Genomic DNA, 22,346 nt, shown 5'->3' with positions numbered 1-22,346 from the left:
CGGCGTTTGGTTTGCGTTCGCCAATCTCTCCACCTCTTAAATCATATCGTTTGACGTTATTCGTTAGTAATCATAAGGATGTTGCGCATCAATCAGCACGTTTTTGATTTTCGTTGCGTGACCAGTCTGGTCATTGATGTCGATCACACACCCAGACAGGATGCCCGGTTCACTGGTTTCAACCTCATAACGCGTTGGTCGTTGGTTCAAGAACCGTGAAATCACGCCTTCAGGCTGCATGCCTAAGATACCACTGGCCGGACCAGTCATGCCGGCATCTGTTAAGAACGCCGTCTCTTGGTTAAGAATCTGACCATCGCTCGTTTGAACGTGGGTGTGTGTCCCCACCACAGCGGAAACTTGGCCACTAAGGTGCATGGCAATCGCCCGTTTTTCACTAGTGGCTTCGGCGTGCATGTCCACAAAGATAATTGGGGTTTCTTTACGAATCTCTTGCACCAACTCATCGGCAACCGCAAACGGATCATCTAATGGTGGCAGAAAGACGCGCCCCTGAAGGTTGATCACGGCTAACGTTGCTTGATTAACCTTTAATTTGGTCCAACCGCGACCCGGAACATCCTTCCCCGGAAAGTTAGCTGGCCGAACGAGTTTTTTCGTATCATCAATGAAGTCAAAAATCTCTCGGTTGTCCCAAGTATGGTTCCCCATGGTAACAACGTCCGCCCCACTCGACAATAATCGCTTATAAATCGATTGGCTGATACCCCGGCCGACCGGCGTTGAATTTTCACCATTCACAATAGTTGCTTGTGGTTTCAAATCCCGTTTAAGTTGAGGTAAATAGGTCTCAATCATGTCAACGCCCCGGTCACCGACGACGTCACCAATAAATAAAATTCGCATGCTGTTCCTCTAATCTATTTTAGTTTCCCCACGGTCAGATCACCGTGAGGCGTGCAACTTATCAGTTTAGTCTAACATGTTTTGCGTCAAGTGGCGACTACTGGCCTTGACGAGTTCACCCCCTGATGGCAAATAAAAAGTACCCTCCCAACTCAAACGGGTTGGGGGAGCACTTATCATGTTCAGAAAATTGCTGACTTTACTTAGCGTATGCAACGGAACGGACTTCACGAATCACTGAAACCTTGATGTGACCTGGATAATCCATATCACTTTCAATCTTTTCCTTAATATCGTGAGCCAGTGCCACTGCATCTAAATCTGAAATTTTAGTTGGTTTCACAATTACGCGAACTTCGCGACCTGCTTGAATCGCAAAGGATTTTTGAACGCCATCGAAGTCGTCCGCAATCGTTTCTAACCGTTCTAACCGGTGAATGAAGCTTTCCAAAGAATCACTTCGAGCACCTGGTCGAGTAGCGGAAATCGTGTTAGCCGCCGCAACGAGTTCTGAGATCACGTAATGCGATTCGGCTGTCGATTCATGAGAAGCAATTGCATCAATGACAACGGGACTTTCTTTGTACTTCTTTGCGAGATCAATGCCGATTTGAGTATGAGACTCTTCAACGTCATTCTCAACTGCTTTACCAATATCGTGTAATAATCCTGCGCGCTTTGCTAGCGTGACATCCTCACCTAATTCAGCTGCAAAAATTCCTGATAATTTAGCGACTTCAATTGCGTGCGTTAACACATTTTGACCATACGAAATGCGATAATTCATCTGGCCGACCAGTTTGATCAGTGCTGGGTGCATTGAGTGAATTCCGAGATCAAAGACCGTTTGTTCACCAAGATCTTGAATCTGTTCATCCAGTTCTTTACGGGCTTTTTCCACCATCTCTTCAATTCGAGCTGGGTGAATCCGGCCATCTTGGATCAACTTCTCCAATGCAATCTTAGCGACTTCTCGGCGAATCGGATCAAACCCGCTCAAAACAACGGCTTCAGGGGTATCATCGATGATCAAGTCGATACCAGTTAACGTTTCTAACGTTCTGATATTCCGACCTTCACGACCAATGATTCGGCCCTTCATGTCATCATTTGGTAGCGTAACGACCGACACCGTTGTATCGGAAACCATATCCGCACCACTACGCTGAATTGCCTGAACGATCAACTCTTTCGCCTTCGCATCTGCTTCTTCAGCAGCTTGTTGGTTACTTGCCTTGATCATCTTAGCGCGTTCAGCACTTAACGCTTGCTTCGCTTCATTAATAATCAGGGACTGCGCCTCGTCTTTCGACAACGCTGCAGCTTCTTCAACGGCAGCTTGCCGTTTTTCAACCAGTGAGTCCGCCTGCTGTTGTAATTTAGCTAGTTTTTGTTGCTCCGAGCTCAATTTATTTTCCTTGCGCTCCAGAACATCTTCCCGCTTTTGAAAAGCGTTATCTTTGCGATCAAGCGCTTCTTCTCGCTGTAACACCCGGTCTTCTTGTTTTTGAACCTCACTGCGTTGTCGTTTGAGATCCCGTTCCACTTCTGACCGATAGCGATGACTTTCCTCTTTAGCCTCTAACAGCGCCTCTTTGGTATCCGTCTCTGCCTGCTTTTTCGCATCTGCTAAAATTCCCTGTGCTGTTTCATGAGCCGCATCCAACTTTCGTTCATAGAGCGATTTATGCACAACGTACCCAACCACAACACCCACAACGATAGCGATGATTGCGAGGATTATTTCAGGAATACTCATGATTCCACCTCCGCATCATCCAAATTGTTTGATTGATAAATCAGTAAATTTTTTAGATGTTAATTGATTATTGACACAACTATCATTCTAATGTTTCTATGAACATGTGTCAATAAAACATCTTCTCACAAGTCGGCTTTTTTTCCGAATTGACGCTTTCTCGTCACAATGTTTGGTTGATGGTATCAAAAAATGACCCAACCAGCAAAACTGCTAGTTGGATCATTCATCATCATTAAGCTTGAGTATCGTCTGGCGTCTCGATGTCGAGTGTTTCAACATCGGTTGGTTCTGCTGATTCCTCTTCGTCATCAGTTGTCCCATCCATGTCATACGCCTTACGAACTTTTTTACGAATCTCGTCCATGACATCAGCGTGTTCCGCCAAGTACGACTTCGCGTTTTCACGCCCTTGGCCGATTCGATCTTCACCGTAGGAGTACCAAGACCCGGACTTCTTCACGATGTCCTTTTCAACAGCCATATCAACCAATTCACCAGTTTGTGAAATCCCGGTCCCGTACATAATGTCAACTTCAGCACGCTTAAATGGCGGCGCTACCTTGTTCTTTACGACTTTGATCCGAACGCGGTTCCCGATAATATCGGTGCCTTCTTTGATCTGTTCAGCCCGCCGGACTTCCAACCGGATCGTCGCGTAAAATTTCAATGCGCGACCACCAGGAGTGGTTTCAGGGTTACCAAACATCACACCGACTTTTTCTCGAATCTGATTAATAAAGATGGCAATCGTATGCGTCTTATTGATTGAGCCGGAGAGTTTCCGGAGCGCTTGAGACATTAACCGTGCCTGAAGCCCAACGTGAGCGTCCCCCATCTCACCGTCAATTTCAGCCCGTGGTACTAAGGCCGCAACTGAATCAACGACAAGCATGTCAATTGCCCCACTGGCAACTAACGCATCCGCAATTTCCAACCCTTGTTCCCCAGTATCTGGTTGTGATAAGAGCAGATCATCAATATTAACGCCTAAGTGCGTCGCGTACGCTGGATCCAGCGCGTTTTCAGCATCAATATAGGCTGCTGTCCCACCATTTTTTTGAACTTCGGCAACGGCGTGAAGTGCCACCGTCGTTTTACCAGAACTTTCTGGTCCGTAGACTTCAATGATTCGCCCTCGTGGATATCCGCCAACACCTAGTGCGTTATCCAATGCGAGCGAGCCAGAAGAAATCGTGGAGATTTGGGTATCGGCTTTGTCCCCCATCCGCATGATGGAGCCTTTACCGAAGTTTTTTTCAATTTTCTTTAAAGCAGCATCAAGCGCTGCTTGCCGTTCATCAGCCATATCGTTCCTCCTTAGTAGCCATTTGCAAAGTAAACTATACCTGTGTTTTAACAAAAAAGCAAGCAAAAATAGAACAAAGGTTCGTATTCGTTAATCAGCGTCTAACCGTTGCCGAACCAGATTTAAACCACTCATTACTGACCGTTCTCGAATCACCTGACGGCCGTTTGTAAAGTGGTATAAGAACGCTTCCGGCGCCTGATCTCGGTAGGCAATCCCGATCCAAACTGTCCCGGCTGGTTGACCCTCCAATTCGTCAGGTCCTGCAACCCCGGTGAAACCTAACCCAATATCCGTCTTCATCTTTTCGCGTGCTTGCTTCGCCATCCAAATCGCCGTTTCCTTGCTGACGACCCCGAAGTGTTCGATGACGGTGTTGGGAATATCTAATAACCGGTGCTTGGCTTCGTTGGCATACGTCACAAACCCACCGGGAAAGACTGCTGAGACGCCAGGCACACTCCCAATCGTGCCTTGAAATTGCCCCGCCGTTAAGCTTTCAGCCGCTGTGATCGATAACTTTCGGTCGATCAACTGATTCACAACCACCGATGCTAATGAGTTATCATCACCATAACCGTAAAAGTACTCGCCATCCCGGGCCATGATCTGCGTGATGGTTTGGTCAACCAACGCGGTTGCTGCTTGCTCATCAGTTGCAGTCGCCGTAACGCGCAACGTCACTTCCGCTGTCTTGGCATACGGTGCAATCGTTGGATTCGTTTGGTTTTCGATCAGATCCTGTAGGTCAGTCACCAATTGTGCCTCGCCAACACCAACAAACCGTAACACCTTAGACTTAAATACGACGTCACCGTGCAATTGTTTTTTTAAATGTGGCATTAATTCACGATCAATCATCATTAAGCATTCGCTAGGCGGCCCGGGAAGTAAAACATAGTCCGTCCCATGAGCGTTTAGATACAGATCGCCAACCGCAAACCCATTATGGTTGGTTAAACTAACCGCATGATTGATTTTAAGCGCCTGCTTAGCGTTGTTACTGGTTTTCAACGTTCCGGAAGTTCGGGCATAGTCATCGATTTTCTTTTGCGCCGCGGCATCAACCACGAGCTGCTCGTTAAGGTGAGCGGCAACGATTTGTTTCGTCAAATCGTCATCGGTCGGTCCCAATCCCCCAATGGTCATGACGATGTCACTGCGCGATTCTGCCACCCGCAACGCCGTTTCTAATCGCTCCGGGTTATCGCCCACCACCGTTTGGTAGTACACGTTAATGCCAATTTCAGCTAGTTTCTGAGCAAGGTAAGCCCCGTTCGTGTTCGCAATCTGTCCGAGAAGCAGTTCGGTTCCAACCGCTACAATTTCAGCATTCATTCCAATCACCTCATCGTTCAATCTGTCACTGATTTCTATTCTAATCAAAAATCCGTTGCGTAACAAGTCGGCCGGCCTAGGATAGTGTGCGGAGCGAGACGGGTTGAGAGCAGTGTGCAAGGTGACATCGGTGAAGGCGCCCGGGCCTGACGAGTTTACCGATGTCGCCTTGCATACAGCTCTCAGTCTCGCGCAGCACGACTCGACGAAGTCAGAAGCCTATCTGCCATTCGACGTGGTGGCCAGAAAGCGCGTGGTTGACAAGTTTCTACAACTTCAGGGATCCTGAAAATAACAGTTTAAGCGGCGCCGAATTTTGTAGCCTGAAAGAGCGCTTTTCAATGCAGCTTTGGCAAGCGAAGCGACGACAAACAGCCGAAACTCACCATACACCCAACACTTACGCTGGACACAAACGATAGTAATCAAGATCGTTCACTTAAAGCATTCATAAGCCCTTGGACAATTAAAAAAGTCCACCGCCAACTACGACGATGAACTCCACATTCATTTTATTGATTAAACGAATCCGCAAAGACGCTTCGGTTCTTGATGAAGTAATCCAACCCCGAGTAAACCGTAAAGAATAGGCAGATGTACAGTAAAATTGTTCCCAACGGTACGCCCCAAACGGCAAACAAGAAGTTGTTCAGCAACAGCAAGATGATCCCGATCATCTGCGAGAACGTCTTAATTTTCCCTGGCCATGCAGCAGCCAAGACCTGGCCGTCATTTTCAACAATGATCAACCGCAATCCGGTAACCGCAAGTTCCCGGCAAACAATAATCGCAACGACCCAAGCTGGTGCCTTGCCCATTTCAACGAGCAATACAAATGCTGTCATGACGATCATCTTATCTGCTAACGGATCAGCAAATTTGCCGAAGTTGGTGACAAGGTGATTGCGTCGTGCGATTTGACCATCCAAAAGTCGGTGATTGAGGCCACCGCAAACACCAAAGCGGCAACGATCTGTGTCACTGGAATTGACGTTTGAAGCCACGTTACCGTGCCCCAATCCATTGGCACTGCCAAAATGATCAGAAAAACTGGAATCAAAATAATTCGGATAATAGTGAGTCTGTTAGGTAAATTCAATTTGTTCCCCCCAAATCATGGCGTGCGTCTCAGCACAAACCACAGTCGCCGTAAAAGCGAAAGATCCGGATGATCACTTCACGACCACCCGGATCTTCCCAACTACGGCCGAAACTGCCGGTTAGCGATTATTGCGTACGCAACGCTTTTAATTACTTAAATTGAACCGTGATGTTTTGAACCTGTGACGTGGTAGCTGTCGTTGAGCTTGATGAAGCAGCTGAAGACGTGCCATTCGTCGTGGTTGATGACGTGCTTGCGGCAGAGGTTGTCGCAGTCGACGTCGTTGGAATTGGTAACGTTTGGCTACCAATCGTAATCTTGGTTTCTGGTGCGTTCCCTAAGTTAAAGGTTGCAGAAGTAGCACTAGAAGATACCTTGACTGCTTGCGTCTTGCCAGCAGTTAACGTGCCTTGCCAAACAGTGCTACCGCCAGATGTAACTGAAACCCAAGCACTAGCTGCACTCTTTAACTTAACCGTCTTGGTAGCAGGTGCGTTCTTCATGTCGTAAACGGTTGTTGACCCTGAAGTCGAAACCTTGCTGAAGCTCGATTTCTTAACCGAACTTGATGACGATTGTTTCTTCTTGCTACTGGTTGAAGACGAGGCCTTAGAACTGGCCTTCTTGCTGCTACCAGAAACTGAAACCGAACTGCTATCAATATTTTGATCCTTTGAACTCTGCTGAGAGTTCTTGGTGCTGGCATACCAGATCCCTAACATCACAACAACAACGACCACAACCGCGAGAACGATCGGTACCTGCCGCCGAATCTTAGCGGTTCGATCATCATCTTGACGTTGGGCAGAGCGCGTCGACGGGTTTTCTTCATTGACCCGATCAACGTACTCCTGCGTCTTGGTGCTTGGTAAGGCATCACTATATGATTCCAACAGTTCGTTGCCGTCTAACCCAACCGTATCCGCATACTGTTTGATAAAGGCCCGAACGTAAAAATCACCAGGTAAGTCCGCAAAGTTACCATCTTCGATTGCAATCAGATACCGCTTTTGAATCTTGGTCGTCTGTTGCAGATCATCTAACGTGTACCCCTTTGCGATTCGGGCGTCACGTAACGTTTCGCCAATTGACATTTTGTTTTCACTCATAATAACATTTCTCCACCTAGCTCAAAGCTTCTTAATTTCAGTCTAAGTATATCATACGCTCCGCTATGATTTAATGGTGAATTCCCGGCTTTTTAGATTTTAAGAGTTTCTTAAGCCCACTAAAGCCGGTCACTTCTGGTATCTGCTTAGTCCTGCTCATCATCCAAGATGTACTGGATGCTAAATGCTTCAGGGCGAATCAACGTCTTCATCGCTGCAATCACGTCATCTAACGTCAGCGACTTAACAATCCCCACTTCATCGAATAGCGTGGCATCACCATATAACCGGTCATCAAATTGGTTGGCAATGGCTTCCAGTGAATTAAACGCAGTAATCGTTGACCCGATGGCTTCACGCTGAACGACTTCAAAGGTGTCACTTGCGGCCCGCAATTTCTCAGTTGCATGTGTCAAAATGCTTAACAGCGCTTTTTCAAACGCCTCAGGATCATCCGTTTCCCCTGCCAAAATCACGTGGTAGGCGTCTCGTTGCACTTCGATATTGTAACCAAAACTGTCATCAATGACCCCTTGATCATACAACCGCAAGAAATCCGGCGCCGTTTCGCCAAATAGGAGCGTAAAGCCCAGTGAAATGGCATCCTCATACTTAAGTTTAGCCGCTCCCGCTGGCAAGTCAGCCAATCCGCGAATCCCAATGGTCACTTTAGGCCGTTCAACAGGCATTTTGAGCACCTTTCGCGGTATCACGGTAGCCGGAACCTGTGGTTTGATTCGCTTAATTGGGGCTGCTGGCAAGAAGGATTTAGCAGACTGGTTCGTCTTGATCCAATCTAATGTTTCTTCAGGATTCAAACGGCCAACGACAAACAAGCTCATATTGCTTGGATGATAGAACGTTTGGTGCGCAAGATAAAGGTCATCCGCTGTAATCTGGTCAATCGATTCGATAGTGCCAGCAATATCATCACTTAACGGCTGGTTCGGGTACAAATTAGCAATCGTGCCAAAGTACGCCCGTGAGTTCGGATCATCCTCGTACATTTGAATTTCTTGGCCAATGATCCCCTTTTCCTTGTTCACCGTTTTCGGGGTAAAGTACGGATCTTGAACAAAGTCCAGCAACGTCTCAAGGTTCTCCTTCAACGCACTGGTCGTTGAAAACAGGTAGCTAGTGTGAGTAAAACTCGTAAAGGCGTTCGAACTTGCTCCATAGTGGGCAAAGGTGTCAAATGCATCATGGTCAGCTTTTTCAAACATCTTGTGTTCCAAGAAGTGCGCGATTCCGGCTGGTTGTTTGACCGGGGTCGTTTTACCCAGTGGCACGAACTCTTGGTCAATAGCGCCGTAATCCGTCGTCATCACGGCGTAGGTTTTATGGAAGCCTGCCTTAGGTAATAAATAAACGCGTAATCCGTTCGCCAGCGTTTCACTGAACAACGTTTCCGCTAATTCTGGATAGTGTTGCTGTTTCACGAATTTTCCCCCCTCAAGAAAAAGACTGCCTGTAACTCAACTTGAGCTGCAATCTGACACACATCTTCGCGCGTGACTTGGTGAAGGTGGTTGACCCATTCTTCAGCCGAAACGTGCGTTTGAGTAACTGTATCTAACACCGCCTGATTAATGAGTGACCGGGCTGAATCTAAGCGTGATTCTCGGCCATTGATCAAACTCGCGACGACTTGGTCAAACTGTTCATCCGTAAACTCGCCATTCTTGATGGCTGTTAACTGCTCACCAATCAACGTCTTCACGGCTTCTTCGTTTGACTGATCGATACCAGTTTGAACTGTTAGCGTTCCGGTGAAGCCGTCAAATCGACTGGAAGCGTAATAGGCTAGGCTGTGTTTTTCGCGCACATTTTTGAACAGCATCGAAATTGGGGTGCCACCGAAGAGACCGTTAAAAACCAAGGCCTTGTAAAAATCGGCTTGACGGTAGTACACCGGTAAGCGATAGGCCATATTGAGCTTAGATTGCTGTAAGGGTTGCCCCTCTTGTTCGCTAACAACCGCCTGAGCTGGTCGTTGATAGAGCAAGTGATTTAACGTCGTTGTTCTAGGCGCTAACTGCCAATCAGCCAGCAGTGGCTCAACGGTCGCTAAAGAAACATCGCCCGCGATGGTGATTTGAACCTGATTGGTCGCCAGCATGGTTTGATAATCAGCATAGAGGCTCGCTGGTGTGATGCCAGCAATCGTTGCTGGATCACCATACAGGCTGGTCGCAAAGAATGGCGCCGTCTTAAAGTACAGTTCGTTCAATCGGCGTTCAGCGTAGTACTGCTTATCGTCATTTAACGACTTCAAATAAGCAATCAAGTTTTGTTGCTGCCGCTCAAAGGTTTCCGCATCAAAGGCACCGTCACTTGCGAGTGGGTTGTCAATGACACTTCGTAGAAAGGCTAATAACTCAGCCAGTAACGACTCACCACCCAAAAACTGATCATTCACGATTGTTGCGGAAAACCGTAACCCCTGTGATTGACCATAACGAAAAACGTTAACGCCGTAACTGGCCCCGTACATCCAGGACAGTTTCTCAGCTAACTTCGTCTGGGTTGGATACTCACCACTGCTTGTTTCAAGTAGTTGGGCTAATAAAATTCGGTTGGATAACGCCGACACATCGGCCGGAGCAATGAAATCCACCGTGACACTAATGGTTTTAAATTGCGTCGTTGGCACTAAATTAAGGACAACGCCGTCTGTTAATTGCTTTTGCAACCGCAATTCCTCCTTAGACATTACCAAACCATATTAGATGATTTGACGCTAAATAGCTATCCCTTTGCGTCGAATCACCAATTTTATTAGAATAATCTCATATTTTACAATTAAATGGTCTTCTGTTTGGATTTTTTCACCTTAATATCGACCCTTTATTTTATCACTTGATGATGGCATAACGCCGAAATCCCATTAGTTGCGCTTGATTCACACCATGGGGTTTGCTATCCTTTAAATAATGAAAAAATGTGGAGGAAACGCTAATGAAAGTCGTAAAATTTGGGGGTAGTTCGCTCGCCAACGCCGCCCAAGTCAGTAAAGTTGTTAACATCATTAAAGCCGATGATCAACGGCGCTTCGTTGTGGTTTCAGCACCAGGCAAGCGCTTTTCGGGGGACATCAAAGTCACCGATTTACTGATTCAATATGCTAATGCCGTGATTAATAAACAGGATGCAACGCCGATCACCGACCAAATTATCGCCCGTTATCAAGAGATTGCTGAAGCCTTTGCCATTCCAGCTGGTGATTTTGAAGAAATTCGCAGCACGATTCTTGGGCTGCCTCAGCATGATTACCAAGATAACGACTACTTAATGGCCACCTTTAAAGCGCACGGCGAACGATTAAACGCCGTCCTCTTTGCGAAGGTACTCACTGCTCAAGGATTGAAGGCTAAGTACTTAGACCCTCGCGAAGCTGGGCTGATTGTGACCGACTCCCCTAACGACGCTGAGGTGATCCCTGAAAGCTATGATCGAATCAGTGAATGGTCGGCCAGCAGTTTGATTCGGGTCATTCCCGGTTTCTTCGGCTACAACCTACAGGGTCAGATTTGTACCTTCTCCCGTGGTGGCTCTGACATCACGGGTGCCATCATCGCTCGTGGGGTTCACGCCGACCGCTACGAAAACTTTACCGATGTTAACGCAATTTACGCCGCTAACCCTGCCGTTGTTCATAACCCCATCGCCATTCACCACATGACGTTCCGGGAGATGCGGGAACTTTCCTACGCCGGTTTCTCAGTCTTTCATGATGAAGCGTTGATTCCAGCGATTCAAGGTGACGTTGAAGTGGTTGTTAAAAACACCAATCACCCAAGCGAACGGGGAACCTCGATCACGTCAACCAAGCGGGTCAATCCAGCCTATCCGGTTTCTGGGATTGCCAGTTCACCAAATTTCTGCGGTATTTATATTCGAAAATACATGCTGGATAAAAAGGGCTACAGCCAAAAGATTCTCAACATCTTAGCTGAACACGGCCTTTCTTACGAACACATGCCTTCCGGGATCGATGATTTAACGGTCATCATGCGCCAAGATCAGTTGACGGACGACCTCGAAGATACCTTGATTCGTGAATTGGTCATTGCCCTTCGTCCTGACGAAATTCACATCACTCACGATTATTCATTACTGATGGTTGTTGGTGAAGGCATGGTCAACCGAACTGGGTTAATGTCAAAAGCTACCGATGCTTTGGCCCGTCAAAACGTTAAACTCGTGATGGTCAACCAAGGGGCTTCTGAAATCTCAATGATGTTTGGGATTCAAGAAGATCACGCCAACATTGCCGTTCAGGCGTTGTATGACGCGTTCTTCCCGGATCTTTAATGAATGAATTAACCGAATAAAAACGGATCAACTTGCTCGTTTCAGCAATGTTGATCCGTTTTTTTATTATGATAGCTCTTCATAAAATTGGTGACAACAATCTCGAAAAAGATTGTTTACACCGAATCCACAATGATTGGGCCTGGTATTTGGCCAACGTCATCTTTTCGGATACGTCAATATCCGTTTCAAAAATCGTCAGTAATCGTTCCGCCAATTGCTGATCATACATGAAAGCATTAACTTCAAAGTTGAGTTTAAACGACCGAATATCCATGTTCGCCGACCCCACTGAAGCCACTTCACCGTCAACGACCATCATTTTTGCGTGCATGAACCCCTTATGATACAGGTAAACTTCACCACCGGCCTTCATCAACGATTTCGCAAAATACTCCGTTGCGCGATAAACAAACGGGTGATCTGGCCGGTCCGGAATCATTAGCCGAATTCGAATACCAGATAACGCGGCCACCTTCAGCGCCTCTAGAATACTTTCGTCTGGCACAAAATATGGTGACTGAATGACGATTGCGCGTCGGGCACTGTTGATCAATTTCAAGTACCCCTTCTTAATTTGCTGTAACTCAGAATCCGGGCCACTAGAAACAATTTGCATGCTCGTGGTCCCTCGAGATTGAATTGCCGGAAAATACTGCGTACTGTACTGCACGCGTTGTCGCTTAGCCGTTGCGTTCCAATCTAGGAAGAAGCGGTTCTGCAAAGCTAACACGGCATTCCCCTCGATTCGCAGGTGGGTATCGCGCCAAAAGCCAAACTTTGCTTTTCGGCCAAGGTACTGATCACCAACGTTGAAGCCACCGGTATACCCAACCTTACCATCAATCACCACGATTTTACGGTGATCACGGAAATTAAGTTGGAAATCGCTCAACGCTAGCCGAGAACTCAAAAACGGGTATGCGTGGCCACCCAATTTAGTCAGCCGCTTAAAGAGGTGCTTTTTACCCCCGTGGGAGCCAAAGGTATCGTAAATCACTCGAACTTCAACGCCTTCAGCGGCCTTTTGTTCAAGTATCGACACAAATTTTCGCCCCACCTGATCATTATAAAACGTAAAGTATTCAACATTGATATGGTGTTTAGCACGTTTTAAATCAGCAAAGAGCGCCTCAAATTTCGACTGGCCTTCCGTAAACACCTGAACCTGATTCCGGGTCGTCAAGACGGCTTGATCCGTTTCCAAGAAGAGGTTCGCAATTTCTTGAATTTCAGGGTTATCATTATCAGGCACCGTTAACTCGTGTTGGGCAATCAACTGTTTTTGCGACGTGACCAGTTGCGATAACCCTAATTTCTCTTGTGCCTGAATATCAAAAATCCGTTTCTTTGAAATTTTTCGACCCGCAAATAAGTAAAAAATAAAGCCAATCACGGGCAATAAAATCAGCACCAACAACCACGCCCAGGTTGTTGAAATATCCCGTTCTTCTCGTAGCACCGTGATCAGTGCCACGATTAAATTAATGCTAATTACACCAACGAGCAATAATTCTAAAAATGTCATCCTGCTCACGCCCCCTATATCAGGATATTCAATTAGATGCTTTAAATTGATTATCCAAATGAATGACACTGATTAAGTTTATTTAAAAAATAATACTCCCATCTTATCACAATTTTAGCAATGCTGAAAAAATGACTGACTTTTTAGGTGGTTGAACCCAATGGGGGCCGCCGATTGTTAAGGGCAGCCTTAGCACCTTGTTATTTCAAGGCCATGCTGGCGACGCTCATTGCGATTACTTATTTTCGGCGCTAGTTAGGCTTTAGTTGGCATTGATCGGTAATATTGAGAAGCCAATTAACGTTACCACCTTAATTAGCCTGCGCCGAAATGAGCTCCGCAAAACTGAGACTTGCACATAAGGCCCTCTCACCACAAATTCCAAAACTCGGAATTTTAGCGACTTCAGAGCGGGGCCGGCGACGCTCATTGCGATTACTTATTTTCGGCGCTAGTTAGGCTTTAGTTGGCGCTAATTAGTGATATCGAGAGGTTGATTATCATTACCACTCTAATTAGCCTGCGCCGAAATGAGCTCCGCAAAACTGAGCGTTATGTATAAGGGCGCCCAGTCATACTGACCAAAAACCGGTCAGTATGACTGGGCGCCTTATACGCCACGCTCAAAACGTTTTGCTCCGCTCTCTTGCTCTCTACTTCTTCAACAACGGTGAATCCGCCGCATCACCAAACCACTTGTGGTTGATTTTAGCTAACGTCCCATTTTTCGCCAAAATCTTCAACCCACGGTTAATTTTGTGACGCATCGTCGTATCCGTTTTACGCATCCCGACCCCAAACGCTTCTTTAGGGAAGGAACCGTTGATGATTCGGTAGTCCTTAGGGTTACTTTCGTGGTTCACGTAGTAGCCCGCATACGTCGAATCAATGATCATCCTTGGATCCGGCCTGCATTTAAATCAATGAATGCGTTAGTGAATGAATCATAGAGCACCGGTGACTTACCCTTGATTTTATCCTTTAACAACGTGTGGTACGTGCTGATATCGTTAGCACCTGACGACCCGGCTTGCGCGCCTAATGTTTTACCGGTCATATCGTTAAATGATTTAATGTTATCTTTGCGCAAGGTGACCAAAGTTTGGTCATTTTGCAGGTACGTATCACTAAACGCAACTACTTTTTCACGTTCTGGCGTCTTCGAATAACCGTTCCAGATCAAATCGATCGTCCCGTTATTTAATTCCGTTGCGTTCATCGACCAGTCAATGGTTTGGAAACTGACCTTGATGTTATACAACTTGAACAATGCTCGAGCAAGGTCCACATCGTACCCAACCAGTTTCCCACTCTTTTCCCGGAAACCCATTGGCACAAACGTATCATCCAACCCTACGGTCACGTAACCGCGTTTTTGGATTCGTTGCCAGTTATCGACGTGATTGGCTCGTTTACCAACCGTTATCCCACAACCAGATAATAGGCCCACGGTGGTAAAGAGCATGACTAATACTAGCCAAAATCGTTTTTTCATGCTACTACTCCCTCCCGCTATGCCTTAATTGGTTCAACTCGCATAATTTGATCCGCCACGTGTTCGGCAAATTCCATATCATGAGTAACCACGATTTGGGTCATCTTGGTTTGTTTCAAGCCTAAAATAATATCTTCAACAGTTTGACGTAAATCCGGATCCAAGGCACTCGTTGGTTCATCGTAACAGAGGATCTTAGGATTCATAGCCAAAGCCCGAACGATTGCGACCCGTTGTTTTTGCCCACCAGAAAGTTGGTAGGGATACAGGTCTTCCTTACCCGATAAATTTAGTTGATCGATCAAACGTTGTGCCGTTTCATCCGCCGTTTGCTTATCCTGTTTCAAGACTAACTCCGGTGCTAGGGTAATGTTGGCCTTCACCGTTAAGTTTGGAAACAATTGGAAGTCTTGGAATACGACCCCGATCACCTTATCGTTATCCCGGTTCTCAGCTGGATCAAACACTTGGCCATCAAGTGAAAATTCCCCTGAATCGACCGTCTCTAACCCGCTGATACAACGTAGTAACGTGGTTTTACCAGCCCCAGAAGGCCCAACAATGGCTAAGATTTGGCCATCAGGCACCTGTAGGTTCAAGTTATCTAAAATGGTTCGACCATCGAATTGCTTTTTAATATTTTTTAGTTCTAGCATTAACTCGTCCTCCTATCTGTCTGCCTAACGCCAAGTCCGGTAGTGTTGTTCAACCTTCCGTAAAATGAAGGTTGCAACGGCCGTCATCAACAGGTAAATGACCCCAACTAAGACTAATGGCAACAACGTCACATCGCGAGCCGTCGCAATGTTACCAGCACGAAGTAAGTCGCCTAACCCGATAACGTAAACTAATGATGAGTCCTTGATCAGGTTAATGACTTCATTCCCAATGGATGGCACCACGATCTTAACCACTTGTGGAATGACGATGCGGCGAAGGGTTTGTCCCCGCGTTAACCGCAAGACCCGAGCACTTTCGTACTGGCCCTTTGGAATCGCTTGGAACCCACCTCGGAAGATTTCCGAGAAGTACGCCGTGTAGTTCAAGATGAATGCAAACAGCGCTGCGTCATACCGTTGGAAAATAACGCCGATGATTGGTAAGCCGTAAAAAACAAAAATTAATTGCAGTAACAATGGCGTACCACGCATTAACCAAACGTAAAACTTCAAGATCCAACGTAGTGGCTGAATTTAGACATCAAGCCCAGACTGACAAAGATTCCTAGTGGAATGGAAACGATCAACGTCCAAAAGAAGATTCGAACGGTCATCCAAGCCCCACTCAATAATGATGGTAATATTTCAGCTGCATAGTGTAACATATTGTCTCCCCCTTCTAAATCAAAAAATCCTCTTGAAGACTAAATAAGCCTTCAAGAGGACGACAGTGTCGCGGTTCCACCTCAATTTGGTCACTGCTCACACAGTTACCCTTACGAAGTTTAAGTTTAAAAAACGCCCCCTTGGACGAATCCAAGAGGGCGATTGATCGCGGTTCCACCTCATGTTTGTTAGCTGTTCACACAACTAACCTCAACAAGTTTAAAGCTTAAACTTCAGCGATAACGAGCTGACCGGCATCTCCCTACTTGATTCAGGAGACCAACTCCCGGATGTGATTCAGACTACCCCATTGCGCCGCTCTCAGCATGACGGTGCTCTCTAACTAATCGGGTAACCTTACTAGTCCGTTCCAAGTTGTTGTTTATTAAATTATGTCTCATTATAGCTGATTTAACTTTGGTGTCAAGTCGCGACCAAAAATCTCGATCCTTACCCGCGCTTAAACCAGTGACCAACCTTAGACCAGAAACCGGTTTTCGGTTGTTCCAATTTAATCAACGGTACCGTTTCGCCTTCCAACCGTCGCGCGATGTCGCGGTAACCGCGACCGGCAATGTTGTCGGTTTCGAGCACGATCGGCTCGCCTCGGTTTGAAGTTGCAATTACTTCATCATCATCCACAATGATGCCTAGCAATGGTACACCTAAGTGGTGGGTGATTTCATCCACGTCCATGGCGTCACCATCGGCCATCATGTGGCTGCGAATTCGGTTGATCAACAAGTGTGATTCTTCTCGCAACGGGTTCTTTTCAAGTAAGCCAACGATGCGATCGGCATCTCGAACGGCTGAAATCTCAGGTGTTGTGACGATAATCGCTGCATCCGCCCCCGCAATGGCATTTAAAAAGCCTTGTTCAATGCCAGCAGGACAATCGATCAGCACGTAATCAAAGTCGGGTTTTAAGTCGTCAATGATCTGCTTTGCTTGTTCTTCAGTCAACGCGTTCTTATCGGCATTTTGCGCTGCTGGTAACAGGTATAGTAAGTCATCGAATCGCTTGTCCTTCACGATAGCCTGGGCCAACTTTGCGCGACCTTCCACCACGTCAACGATGTCATAGATGATCCGGTTATCAAGCCCCAACACAACGTCGAGGTTTCGTAACCCAATATCCAAATCGACCAAGCAGACACGCTTGCCCATTAACGCCAGTGCGGTCCCAATGTTGGCACTTGACGTTGTTTTACCAACACCGCCCTTACCCGATGTGATAACGATTGATTTTCCCATCTCCACTAGCCTCCCATTTGGTGGTACATTTTCGGATTAATTGTTTTTAAATCAGCCAATTGGCCGTATTCCAGTACGTGTAAATCGTTAACGTAGGCAATGGTTTGCGCATCCGCGTCTGGTTGATCAACTTCAACGATGCTGATTTGTTCCCCAATGCGAACCTGTTGGGCTTGGTGTAAGTCACCCACCACAACTTTATCCTCAGCACTTGGATAACCCGCCTGCAAAATGCCCAATGCCGTGCCCATCGTAAAGAGGTTGCCAGTTGTCAGTAAGCGGCCACCTTCGTTAATGATGCCTAAAAACAAAACATCGCCAGTCATTTCTAACGTTTGACCATTTCGAATCGTCTGGGTGACCAAGTGAACGTTTTCGCGTTCTTTGATTGCCTCCGCGTCTTCAATCGTCATCACATCCGTAATGACTTTATGAATCTCAAAATGATCGTACTCGTTAATAATACTGGTCAGTTTTTGATGCTGTTCGGCAGTCAGTAAGCGTTGAGGGGATAACACATCAAACTGATGGTTTTATCCTTTATCTGACTATCGGCGGCTAAATTATCTAATAGCCCCCGTAGTTCAAGTTTAATGGCCTCAAAACTGGCGGCCTGGCTCAACACTAATTGATAGCCATCCTGATTACCTCTTAATACGACAGACTGCATACCCATGACCCCTTTTTAATTTTTCAATCGACTAAATAGTCGCTGAATTGGAAAATATAAGATGACGTAAACGGCTAAGTTGTACGCCAGTGTGGGCGCCAACGAATAAACCAGTAGGTCGGTGAACGATGCACTGGTAATATGAATGGCCACGTTCCCTAGGTAACTTAGGCCACTGACGATCGTAATATCGATAAAGTAGACCAATAAGCCACTCAAGAAGTTAATGGGAAACGCCTTAAAGCAGGCCCGTGTCAGTGCAACCACGATTGGGAAAACGAACACGAAGATACCAAAGATTCCGGTGTAGTAAAGGTCAAATATGCCCCCCGCAATTGCGGCCCACACCCCTAAGGGAATCTTAATGGGATCTTCAAAGTAAACTGACAACACTAACCATAACACAACCAAATAACTACTCATTGAATAAGGGTAGTTAAACAATTGCTCAGGAAAGACCTGACCCAAGATGCCATCCAAAAAGAAGCACAGGAACAACCCAATCGGAAAGCCGTAACGTAATTTTGTTACCCGTAACATAGTTGCCTCCTTAATTGGTGGTTTGCGCTTGGCGAATTGCCACCGTCACGAAACTTAGGCGCGAAATATCGGCCGCTGGTTTAATCGTGATTTTTGATGACAATCCGTAATCGGAATGACCGGTTGCCGAAACGGAACCAACGTACAAGCCGGCTGGCATGATACCACCCAACCCACTCGTTGAGACCTTATCGCCCTTTTCAATCTTCGTCTTCGAGGTCACGTTACCCATCTCAATTTGGTCCTTATCACTATTATAACCCGTAATGATCCCGTTAACCGTTTGACCACTCTTATTAGTGATTTGAACCGCAAACCGGTTAGCTGATTCACTACTGTTAGACAGTAATTCAACCTTACTGTTCGTCCGGTTAACTTCAGCCACCCGACCAACTAAACCGGATCCAGAAAGCACTGGCATGTTTTTCTTGATACCAGCTGCGCTCCCCTTATCGATGATCACTTGATCTTGCCATGACGATGGCGTCCGAGCAATCACCGTTGCGTTAACTGAACTGTAGTCCGTTAACGTCTTGTTGAGCTTAAGTTGCGTTTTAAGCTTCTTGTTTTGTTGACTCAAGCTTGATCATGCACCTTCGTTTGGGCCAATTCTTGTACTTGGCTCTTCAGCCGTTTGTTTTCTTGATACGTGTTGAGTAAGTCCGAAACCGATGTGACGGAGCCCTTGACGCCGTTGACCGGCCAAGCGACTGCTCGATTGACCAGTCCCACGATATCGTTGCCAAACTGCTGTAGCAGCGGTGGCGTCGACCGCTTATTCCGGATCACAACGGAGACACTCATCAACCCAAAACTGACGATCAAACATACAATGATGATCACCAATCGTCGGTTTGAAAAGAATTTATTCATGAACAACGTCCTCCAGTTAACTCTACGTCGGTAGTTTGATACCGATAATCAAGGCGCCCCGCGCGTCAAATCCATTGGGCGCCTTGTCACAATCTTAAATCAGGTGCAAAACTAGGTCTCGTATCGGTCCACTAAGCGAAAAAGCCATATGATTACGCGCAAATCATACGGCTTTTTCGCTATAATCTGGCAAAACGCCTATTTTCCCACGCTCATCTTATTTCTTTTTCATCACGTCGATGCTCTTCAAAGATTCACCGGTCCCGATAGCCACACAATCCAATGGATCATTGGCGATAAAGACGGGCACTTTGGTAGCATCCGCAATGACGTCAGGTAAGTTCCGGAGTAAGGCACCACCACCGGTCAAGACAATCCCGTGATCGATGACGTCAGCCGCAATTTCAGGTGACGTTTCTTCAAGGGTTTCCTTGATAGCAGTAATGATTTCTTCGACACCTTCATGGATGGCATCGGCAATATCTGAAGCCGAAACTTCAATCGTCTTAGGTAACCCAGAAATCAGGTCACGTCCGCGAATTGAAGCGCCGTCGTCTTCTTTGACAGCTTCCTTTGAAGCAGAACCAATGTCCCACTTCAATTGTTCAGCAGTCCGTTCACCGATCAACAGGTTAAAGTGTTGACGAACGTAAGCCACGATGGCTTCGTCCAACTTGTCACCAGCCATTCGAATCGAACGGCTTGAAACGATCCCACCAAGTGAAATCGTGGCGACGTCAGTGGTCCCACCACCAATATCAACAACCATGCTACCGGTTGGATCCATCACTGGCAAACCGGCACCAATTGCGGCTGCGAATGGTTCTTCAAGCACGTATGCGTCACGCGCACCAGCAACCCGGGTTGCATCGATAACAGCTCGTTTTTCAACTTCTGTGACACCACTTGGCACACAAACCATGACGTAAGGCTTCCCGTTAGAGTTGCCCAGCGTCTTTTGAATAAAGTACTTCATCATTGCAACGGTGGTATCGTAATCAGCGATTACCCCGTCCTTCATTGGTCGAATCGCAACAATACTTGCTGGAGTCCGGCCGATCATTGCTCTTGCGTCTTCACCGACGGAGACGATTTCACCAGATTTGGTGTTGCGCGCAACTACGGATGGTTCACGTAAGACGATACCCTTACCGTCGACGTAAACGATCGTGTTGGCCGTCCCAAGGTCGATGCCAATGTTTTTCGTTCCTAATCCGAACAATCTGTTTCATCCCTTCATTTGGCCACAATCCCACGTTGGATTGTTTGGTAATTTGCTAGGTGTTATTATACCATACCTCTTAAATTTAATAACTACTTGCCAGAAAAAGCATACCTAATTTATAGGGGGTTCGGCAAGCTTTTATTTGAAATTTAGTGGAATTTAATATTTTCCCCGGTTTTAGTCGGCTGGATCCTTGAAAAAGTGGCGGACATCCGAGATAAAATACAGGACCCGGTGATCAAAAAGAGGTCGTCTGCCGAAATTTGTTGCAGAATCTGCCCAATGGCGAGTTGCCAGTTGGGGATCACTTCGATGCGGTCGTCGGTTGCGTATTTCGCCGCTAGTTCATCTGGATCTGTTACTTGGCGAGTTGCTGGTCCTTCAAACGTGGTCAATACGATGTGCAAATGTGGCACCGTCCGTAATGTCGCTAGCATCTGATCATGCTGCTTGTCGGCAAGCACCGCAAACAACACGTAGATGTCGCGGCCTGCAAACCGTTTTTTCAGCAACGTCGTGAGTTCCTCGACGGCCGGTTCATTATGAGCACCATCTAAAACGATCAATGGGTCTTGATTGACGGGTTCAAACCGCCCCGCCCAAACCGTGTTCGCCATTGCCGCTTTAATTTCGCGTTCAGTCGCCCTAAACGGATGGGTGGCAAGGTAGAGGTCAAACGCCGCCAATGCACAGCTGGCATTATCGACCTGATAGTCGCCTAATAGCTGGATTGAAATCCCCCGATGCCGGCTATTAGCCGTGGCTAGGTCAAAGGTTTCTTGCCAGCCAGCTTCTGATCGAATCTTGGTCTTAATTTCGCGTCCAACTCGGTATAACTGACTGTGGTGAGCTTCAGCAGTCGCTTCAATCACTGCCATCGCTTCTTCAGGCAAGCGCCCAGCAACTACTGGCACTCCATCCTTGATGATGCCTGCCTTTTGGCCAGCAATTTCAGTGAGCGTATTTCCCAGCAATTTCATGTGATCATAACCAATCGTCGTAATCACCGAAACAGCTGGTGTAAAGACGTTGGTCGAATCAAGGATACCACCGATGCCCACTTCAATCACCGCAACGTCAACATGGTCTTTAAAATACAAGAACATCATCGCGGTGATAATCTCAAACTCCGTTGGCCCACCTTCTGGATAGTTGGCATCCAGATCAGCGATAACCGGTTCAACGGTCTGAACTAACTCGACCAAGTCATCATCACTAATCGGCTGACCGTCAACCGAGATGCGCTCGTTAAATCGAACTAAAAACGGCGATGTAAACGTTCCAACTGTTTGACCAGTCGCCATCAACAGCTCACGCAAAAAGGCCACCGTAGACCCCTTCCCGTTCGTCCCAGCGACGTGAATCGCCGTGACGTCTTGCTGAGGATTATCTAGTCGGTCCAAAAACGCCTTCATCCGGTTTAAATGGTCACTCTTCTTAAACTTCGTCCGTCCATGAATGAACGCTAATGCTTCATCGTAAGTCGTTATCATGATTGGTTGATCTCCTGTAATTGTTTATCTCTTATTTTAACCATCGACTATGTTGTATTGCAACTGACGCTTGTGTCCAGCGTAAGCATGTATAGTTTGTGAAATTCAGTGATTCTGGTTCTCTATAGTGGGAAGATACCGCGGG

General features: G+C 46.7%; 15 protein-coding genes, 5 pseudogenes and 1 other annotated feature. Of the genes and pseudogenes, 1 reads left to right on the top strand and 19 read right to left on the bottom strand.

What is annotated here, in order from left to right; genetic code table 11:
• Positions 1 to 63 precede the first annotated feature (63 nt).
• From JCM2765_RS09145 to yfmF, 8 genes and pseudogenes are all read right to left on the bottom strand, one after another.
• On the bottom strand, positions 64 to 867 hold the full coding sequence (locus JCM2765_RS09145) for a TIGR00282 family metallophosphoesterase (protein ID WP_054736194.1): 804 nt from the start codon (positions 865 to 867) through the stop codon (positions 64 to 66).
• Positions 868 to 1,066: 199 nt separating this feature from the next.
• Entirely contained in the window at positions 1,067 to 2,626 is a 1,560-nt protein-coding gene (gene rny / locus JCM2765_RS09140; protein WP_054736193.1) for a ribonuclease Y, read from the bottom strand.
• 235 nt (positions 2,627 to 2,861) lie between these two features.
• Entirely contained in the window at positions 2,862 to 3,935 is a 1,074-nt protein-coding gene (recA, locus tag JCM2765_RS09135) for a recombinase RecA (RefSeq protein ID WP_054736191.1), read from the bottom strand.
• 90 nt (positions 3,936 to 4,025) lie between these two features.
• On the bottom strand, positions 4,026 to 5,273 hold the full coding sequence (locus JCM2765_RS09130) for a competence/damage-inducible protein A (RefSeq protein ID WP_054736189.1): 1,248 nt from the start codon (positions 5,271 to 5,273) through the stop codon (positions 4,026 to 4,028).
• Positions 5,274 to 5,785: 512 nt separating this feature from the next.
• Positions 5,786 to 6,372, bottom strand: a pseudogene (pgsA, locus tag JCM2765_RS09120) (CDP-diacylglycerol--glycerol-3-phosphate 3-phosphatidyltransferase).
• Between the two features lie 152 nt (positions 6,373 to 6,524).
• The gene (locus tag JCM2765_RS09115; RefSeq protein WP_054736184.1) at positions 6,525 to 7,484 is read right to left on the bottom strand and encodes a helix-turn-helix domain-containing protein; all 960 of its coding nucleotides are present in this window, start codon (positions 7,482 to 7,484) and stop codon (positions 6,525 to 6,527) included.
• Between the two features lie 146 nt (positions 7,485 to 7,630).
• Positions 7,631 to 8,923, bottom strand: a complete 1,293-nt coding sequence (gene yfmH, locus JCM2765_RS09110) for an EF-P 5-aminopentanol modification-associated protein YfmH (protein WP_054736183.1) — start codon at positions 8,921 to 8,923, stop codon at positions 7,631 to 7,633.
• Entirely contained in the window at positions 8,920 to 10,176 is a 1,257-nt protein-coding gene (yfmF, locus tag JCM2765_RS09105) for an EF-P 5-aminopentanol modification-associated protein YfmF (RefSeq protein WP_162231410.1), read from the bottom strand. Before yfmF ends, yfmH begins: the two co-directional genes overlap by 4 nt.
• Before the next feature lie 266 nt (positions 10,177 to 10,442).
• Between yfmF and JCM2765_RS09100 the strand changes: the two genes are divergently transcribed.
• Positions 10,443 to 11,798, top strand: coding sequence for an aspartate kinase (locus JCM2765_RS09100; RefSeq protein ID WP_054736179.1), 1,356 nt, complete (start codon positions 10,443 to 10,445; stop codon positions 11,796 to 11,798).
• Positions 11,799 to 11,877: 79 nt separating this feature from the next.
• Here JCM2765_RS09100 and cls read toward each other — a convergent pair whose 3' ends face one another.
• From cls to JCM2765_RS09050, 11 genes and pseudogenes are all read right to left on the bottom strand, one after another.
• On the bottom strand, positions 11,878 to 13,326 hold the full coding sequence (cls, locus tag JCM2765_RS09095) for a cardiolipin synthase (protein WP_054736176.1): 1,449 nt from the start codon (positions 13,324 to 13,326) through the stop codon (positions 11,878 to 11,880).
• Between the two features lie 653 nt (positions 13,327 to 13,979).
• Positions 13,980 to 14,821, bottom strand: a pseudogene (locus JCM2765_RS09090) (amino acid ABC transporter substrate-binding protein).
• A gap of 17 nt (positions 14,822 to 14,838) precedes the next feature.
• Complete coding sequence (locus tag JCM2765_RS09085; RefSeq protein WP_054736174.1) at positions 14,839 to 15,477, bottom strand: amino acid ABC transporter ATP-binding protein; 639 nt, start codon at positions 15,475 to 15,477, stop codon at positions 14,839 to 14,841.
• A 24-nt stretch (positions 15,478 to 15,501) separates the two neighbouring features.
• Positions 15,502 to 16,145 (bottom strand): annotated as a pseudogene (locus JCM2765_RS09080) (amino acid ABC transporter permease).
• A gap of 152 nt (positions 16,146 to 16,297) precedes the next feature.
• Positions 16,298 to 16,528, bottom strand: a binding site (T-box leader).
• Positions 16,529 to 16,596: 68 nt separating this feature from the next.
• A complete protein-coding gene (gene minD / locus JCM2765_RS09075; RefSeq protein ID WP_054736172.1) occupies positions 16,597 to 17,400 on the bottom strand; it encodes a septum site-determining protein MinD in 804 nt (267 codons plus the stop codon).
• 5 nt (positions 17,401 to 17,405) lie between these two features.
• Positions 17,406 to 17,918 (bottom strand): septum site-determining protein MinC, encoded by a 513-nt coding sequence (locus JCM2765_RS09070; RefSeq protein WP_225352049.1) that lies wholly within the window; start codon positions 17,916 to 17,918, stop codon positions 17,406 to 17,408.
• On the bottom strand, positions 17,894 to 18,070 hold the full coding sequence (locus tag JCM2765_RS18175; protein WP_225352048.1) for a hypothetical protein: 177 nt from the start codon (positions 18,068 to 18,070) through the stop codon (positions 17,894 to 17,896). The genes JCM2765_RS09070 and JCM2765_RS18175 overlap by 25 nt, the downstream gene beginning before the upstream one ends.
• 15 nt (positions 18,071 to 18,085) lie before the next feature.
• Positions 18,086 to 18,610: a rod shape-determining protein MreD gene (gene mreD, locus JCM2765_RS09065; RefSeq protein ID WP_054736169.1), complete on the bottom strand. Its 525-nt coding sequence runs from the start codon at positions 18,608 to 18,610 to the stop codon at positions 18,086 to 18,088.
• A gap of 10 nt (positions 18,611 to 18,620) precedes the next feature.
• Positions 18,621 to 19,483: pseudogene (gene mreC / locus JCM2765_RS09060) on the bottom strand (rod shape-determining protein MreC).
• Positions 19,484 to 19,700: 217 nt separating this feature from the next.
• Positions 19,701 to 20,705, bottom strand: coding sequence for a rod shape-determining protein (locus JCM2765_RS09055; RefSeq protein WP_054736167.1), 1,005 nt, complete (start codon positions 20,703 to 20,705; stop codon positions 19,701 to 19,703).
• Between the two features lie 180 nt (positions 20,706 to 20,885).
• A pseudogene (locus tag JCM2765_RS09050) lies at positions 20,886 to 22,201 on the bottom strand (bifunctional folylpolyglutamate synthase/dihydrofolate synthase).
• Positions 22,202 to 22,346: the final 145 nt, after the last annotated feature.

This window comes from Secundilactobacillus similis DSM 23365 = JCM 2765, assembly GCF_001311075.1.
Lineage (GTDB): Bacteria > Bacillota > Bacilli > Lactobacillales > Lactobacillaceae > Secundilactobacillus > Secundilactobacillus similis.
The sequence above is the reverse complement of the archived record's forward strand: the minus strand, read 5'-3'. Positions and strand labels throughout refer to the sequence as shown.

What these genes read in the sequence shown, in the direction of transcription:
- JCM2765_RS09145 (WP_054736194.1), bottom strand. Translation starts at nt 867, where the DNA reads ATGCGAATTTTATTTATTGGTGACGTCGTCGGTGACCGGGGCGTTGAC.
- rny (WP_054736193.1), bottom strand. Translation starts at nt 2,626, where the DNA reads ATGAGTATTCCTGAAATAATCCTCGCAATCATCGCTATCGTTGTGGGT.
- recA (WP_054736191.1), bottom strand. Translation starts at nt 3,935, where the DNA reads ATGGCTGATGAACGGCAAGCAGCGCTTGATGCTGCTTTAAAGAAAATT.
- JCM2765_RS09130 (WP_054736189.1), bottom strand. Translation starts at nt 5,273, where the DNA reads ATGAATGCTGAAATTGTAGCGGTTGGAACCGAACTGCTTCTCGGACAG.
- JCM2765_RS09115 (WP_054736184.1), bottom strand. Translation starts at nt 7,484, where the DNA reads ATGAGTGAAAACAAAATGTCAATTGGCGAAACGTTACGTGACGCCCGA.
- JCM2765_RS09100 (WP_054736179.1), top strand. Translation starts at nt 10,443, where the DNA reads ATGAAAGTCGTAAAATTTGGGGGTAGTTCGCTCGCCAACGCCGCCCAA.
- cls (WP_054736176.1), bottom strand. Translation starts at nt 13,326, where the DNA reads ATGACATTTTTAGAATTATTGCTCGTTGGTGTAATTAGCATTAATTTA.
- JCM2765_RS09085 (WP_054736174.1), bottom strand. Translation starts at nt 15,477, where the DNA reads ATGCTAGAACTAAAAAATATTAAAAAGCAATTCGATGGTCGAACCATT.
- minD (WP_054736172.1), bottom strand. Translation starts at nt 17,400, where the DNA reads ATGGGAAAATCAATCGTTATCACATCGGGTAAGGGCGGTGTTGGTAAA.
- JCM2765_RS18175 (WP_225352048.1), bottom strand. Translation starts at nt 18,070, where the DNA reads ATGCAGTCTGTCGTATTAAGAGGTAATCAGGATGGCTATCAATTAGTG.
- mreD (WP_054736169.1), bottom strand. Translation starts at nt 18,610, where the DNA reads ATGTTACGGGTAACAAAATTACGTTACGGCTTTCCGATTGGGTTGTTC.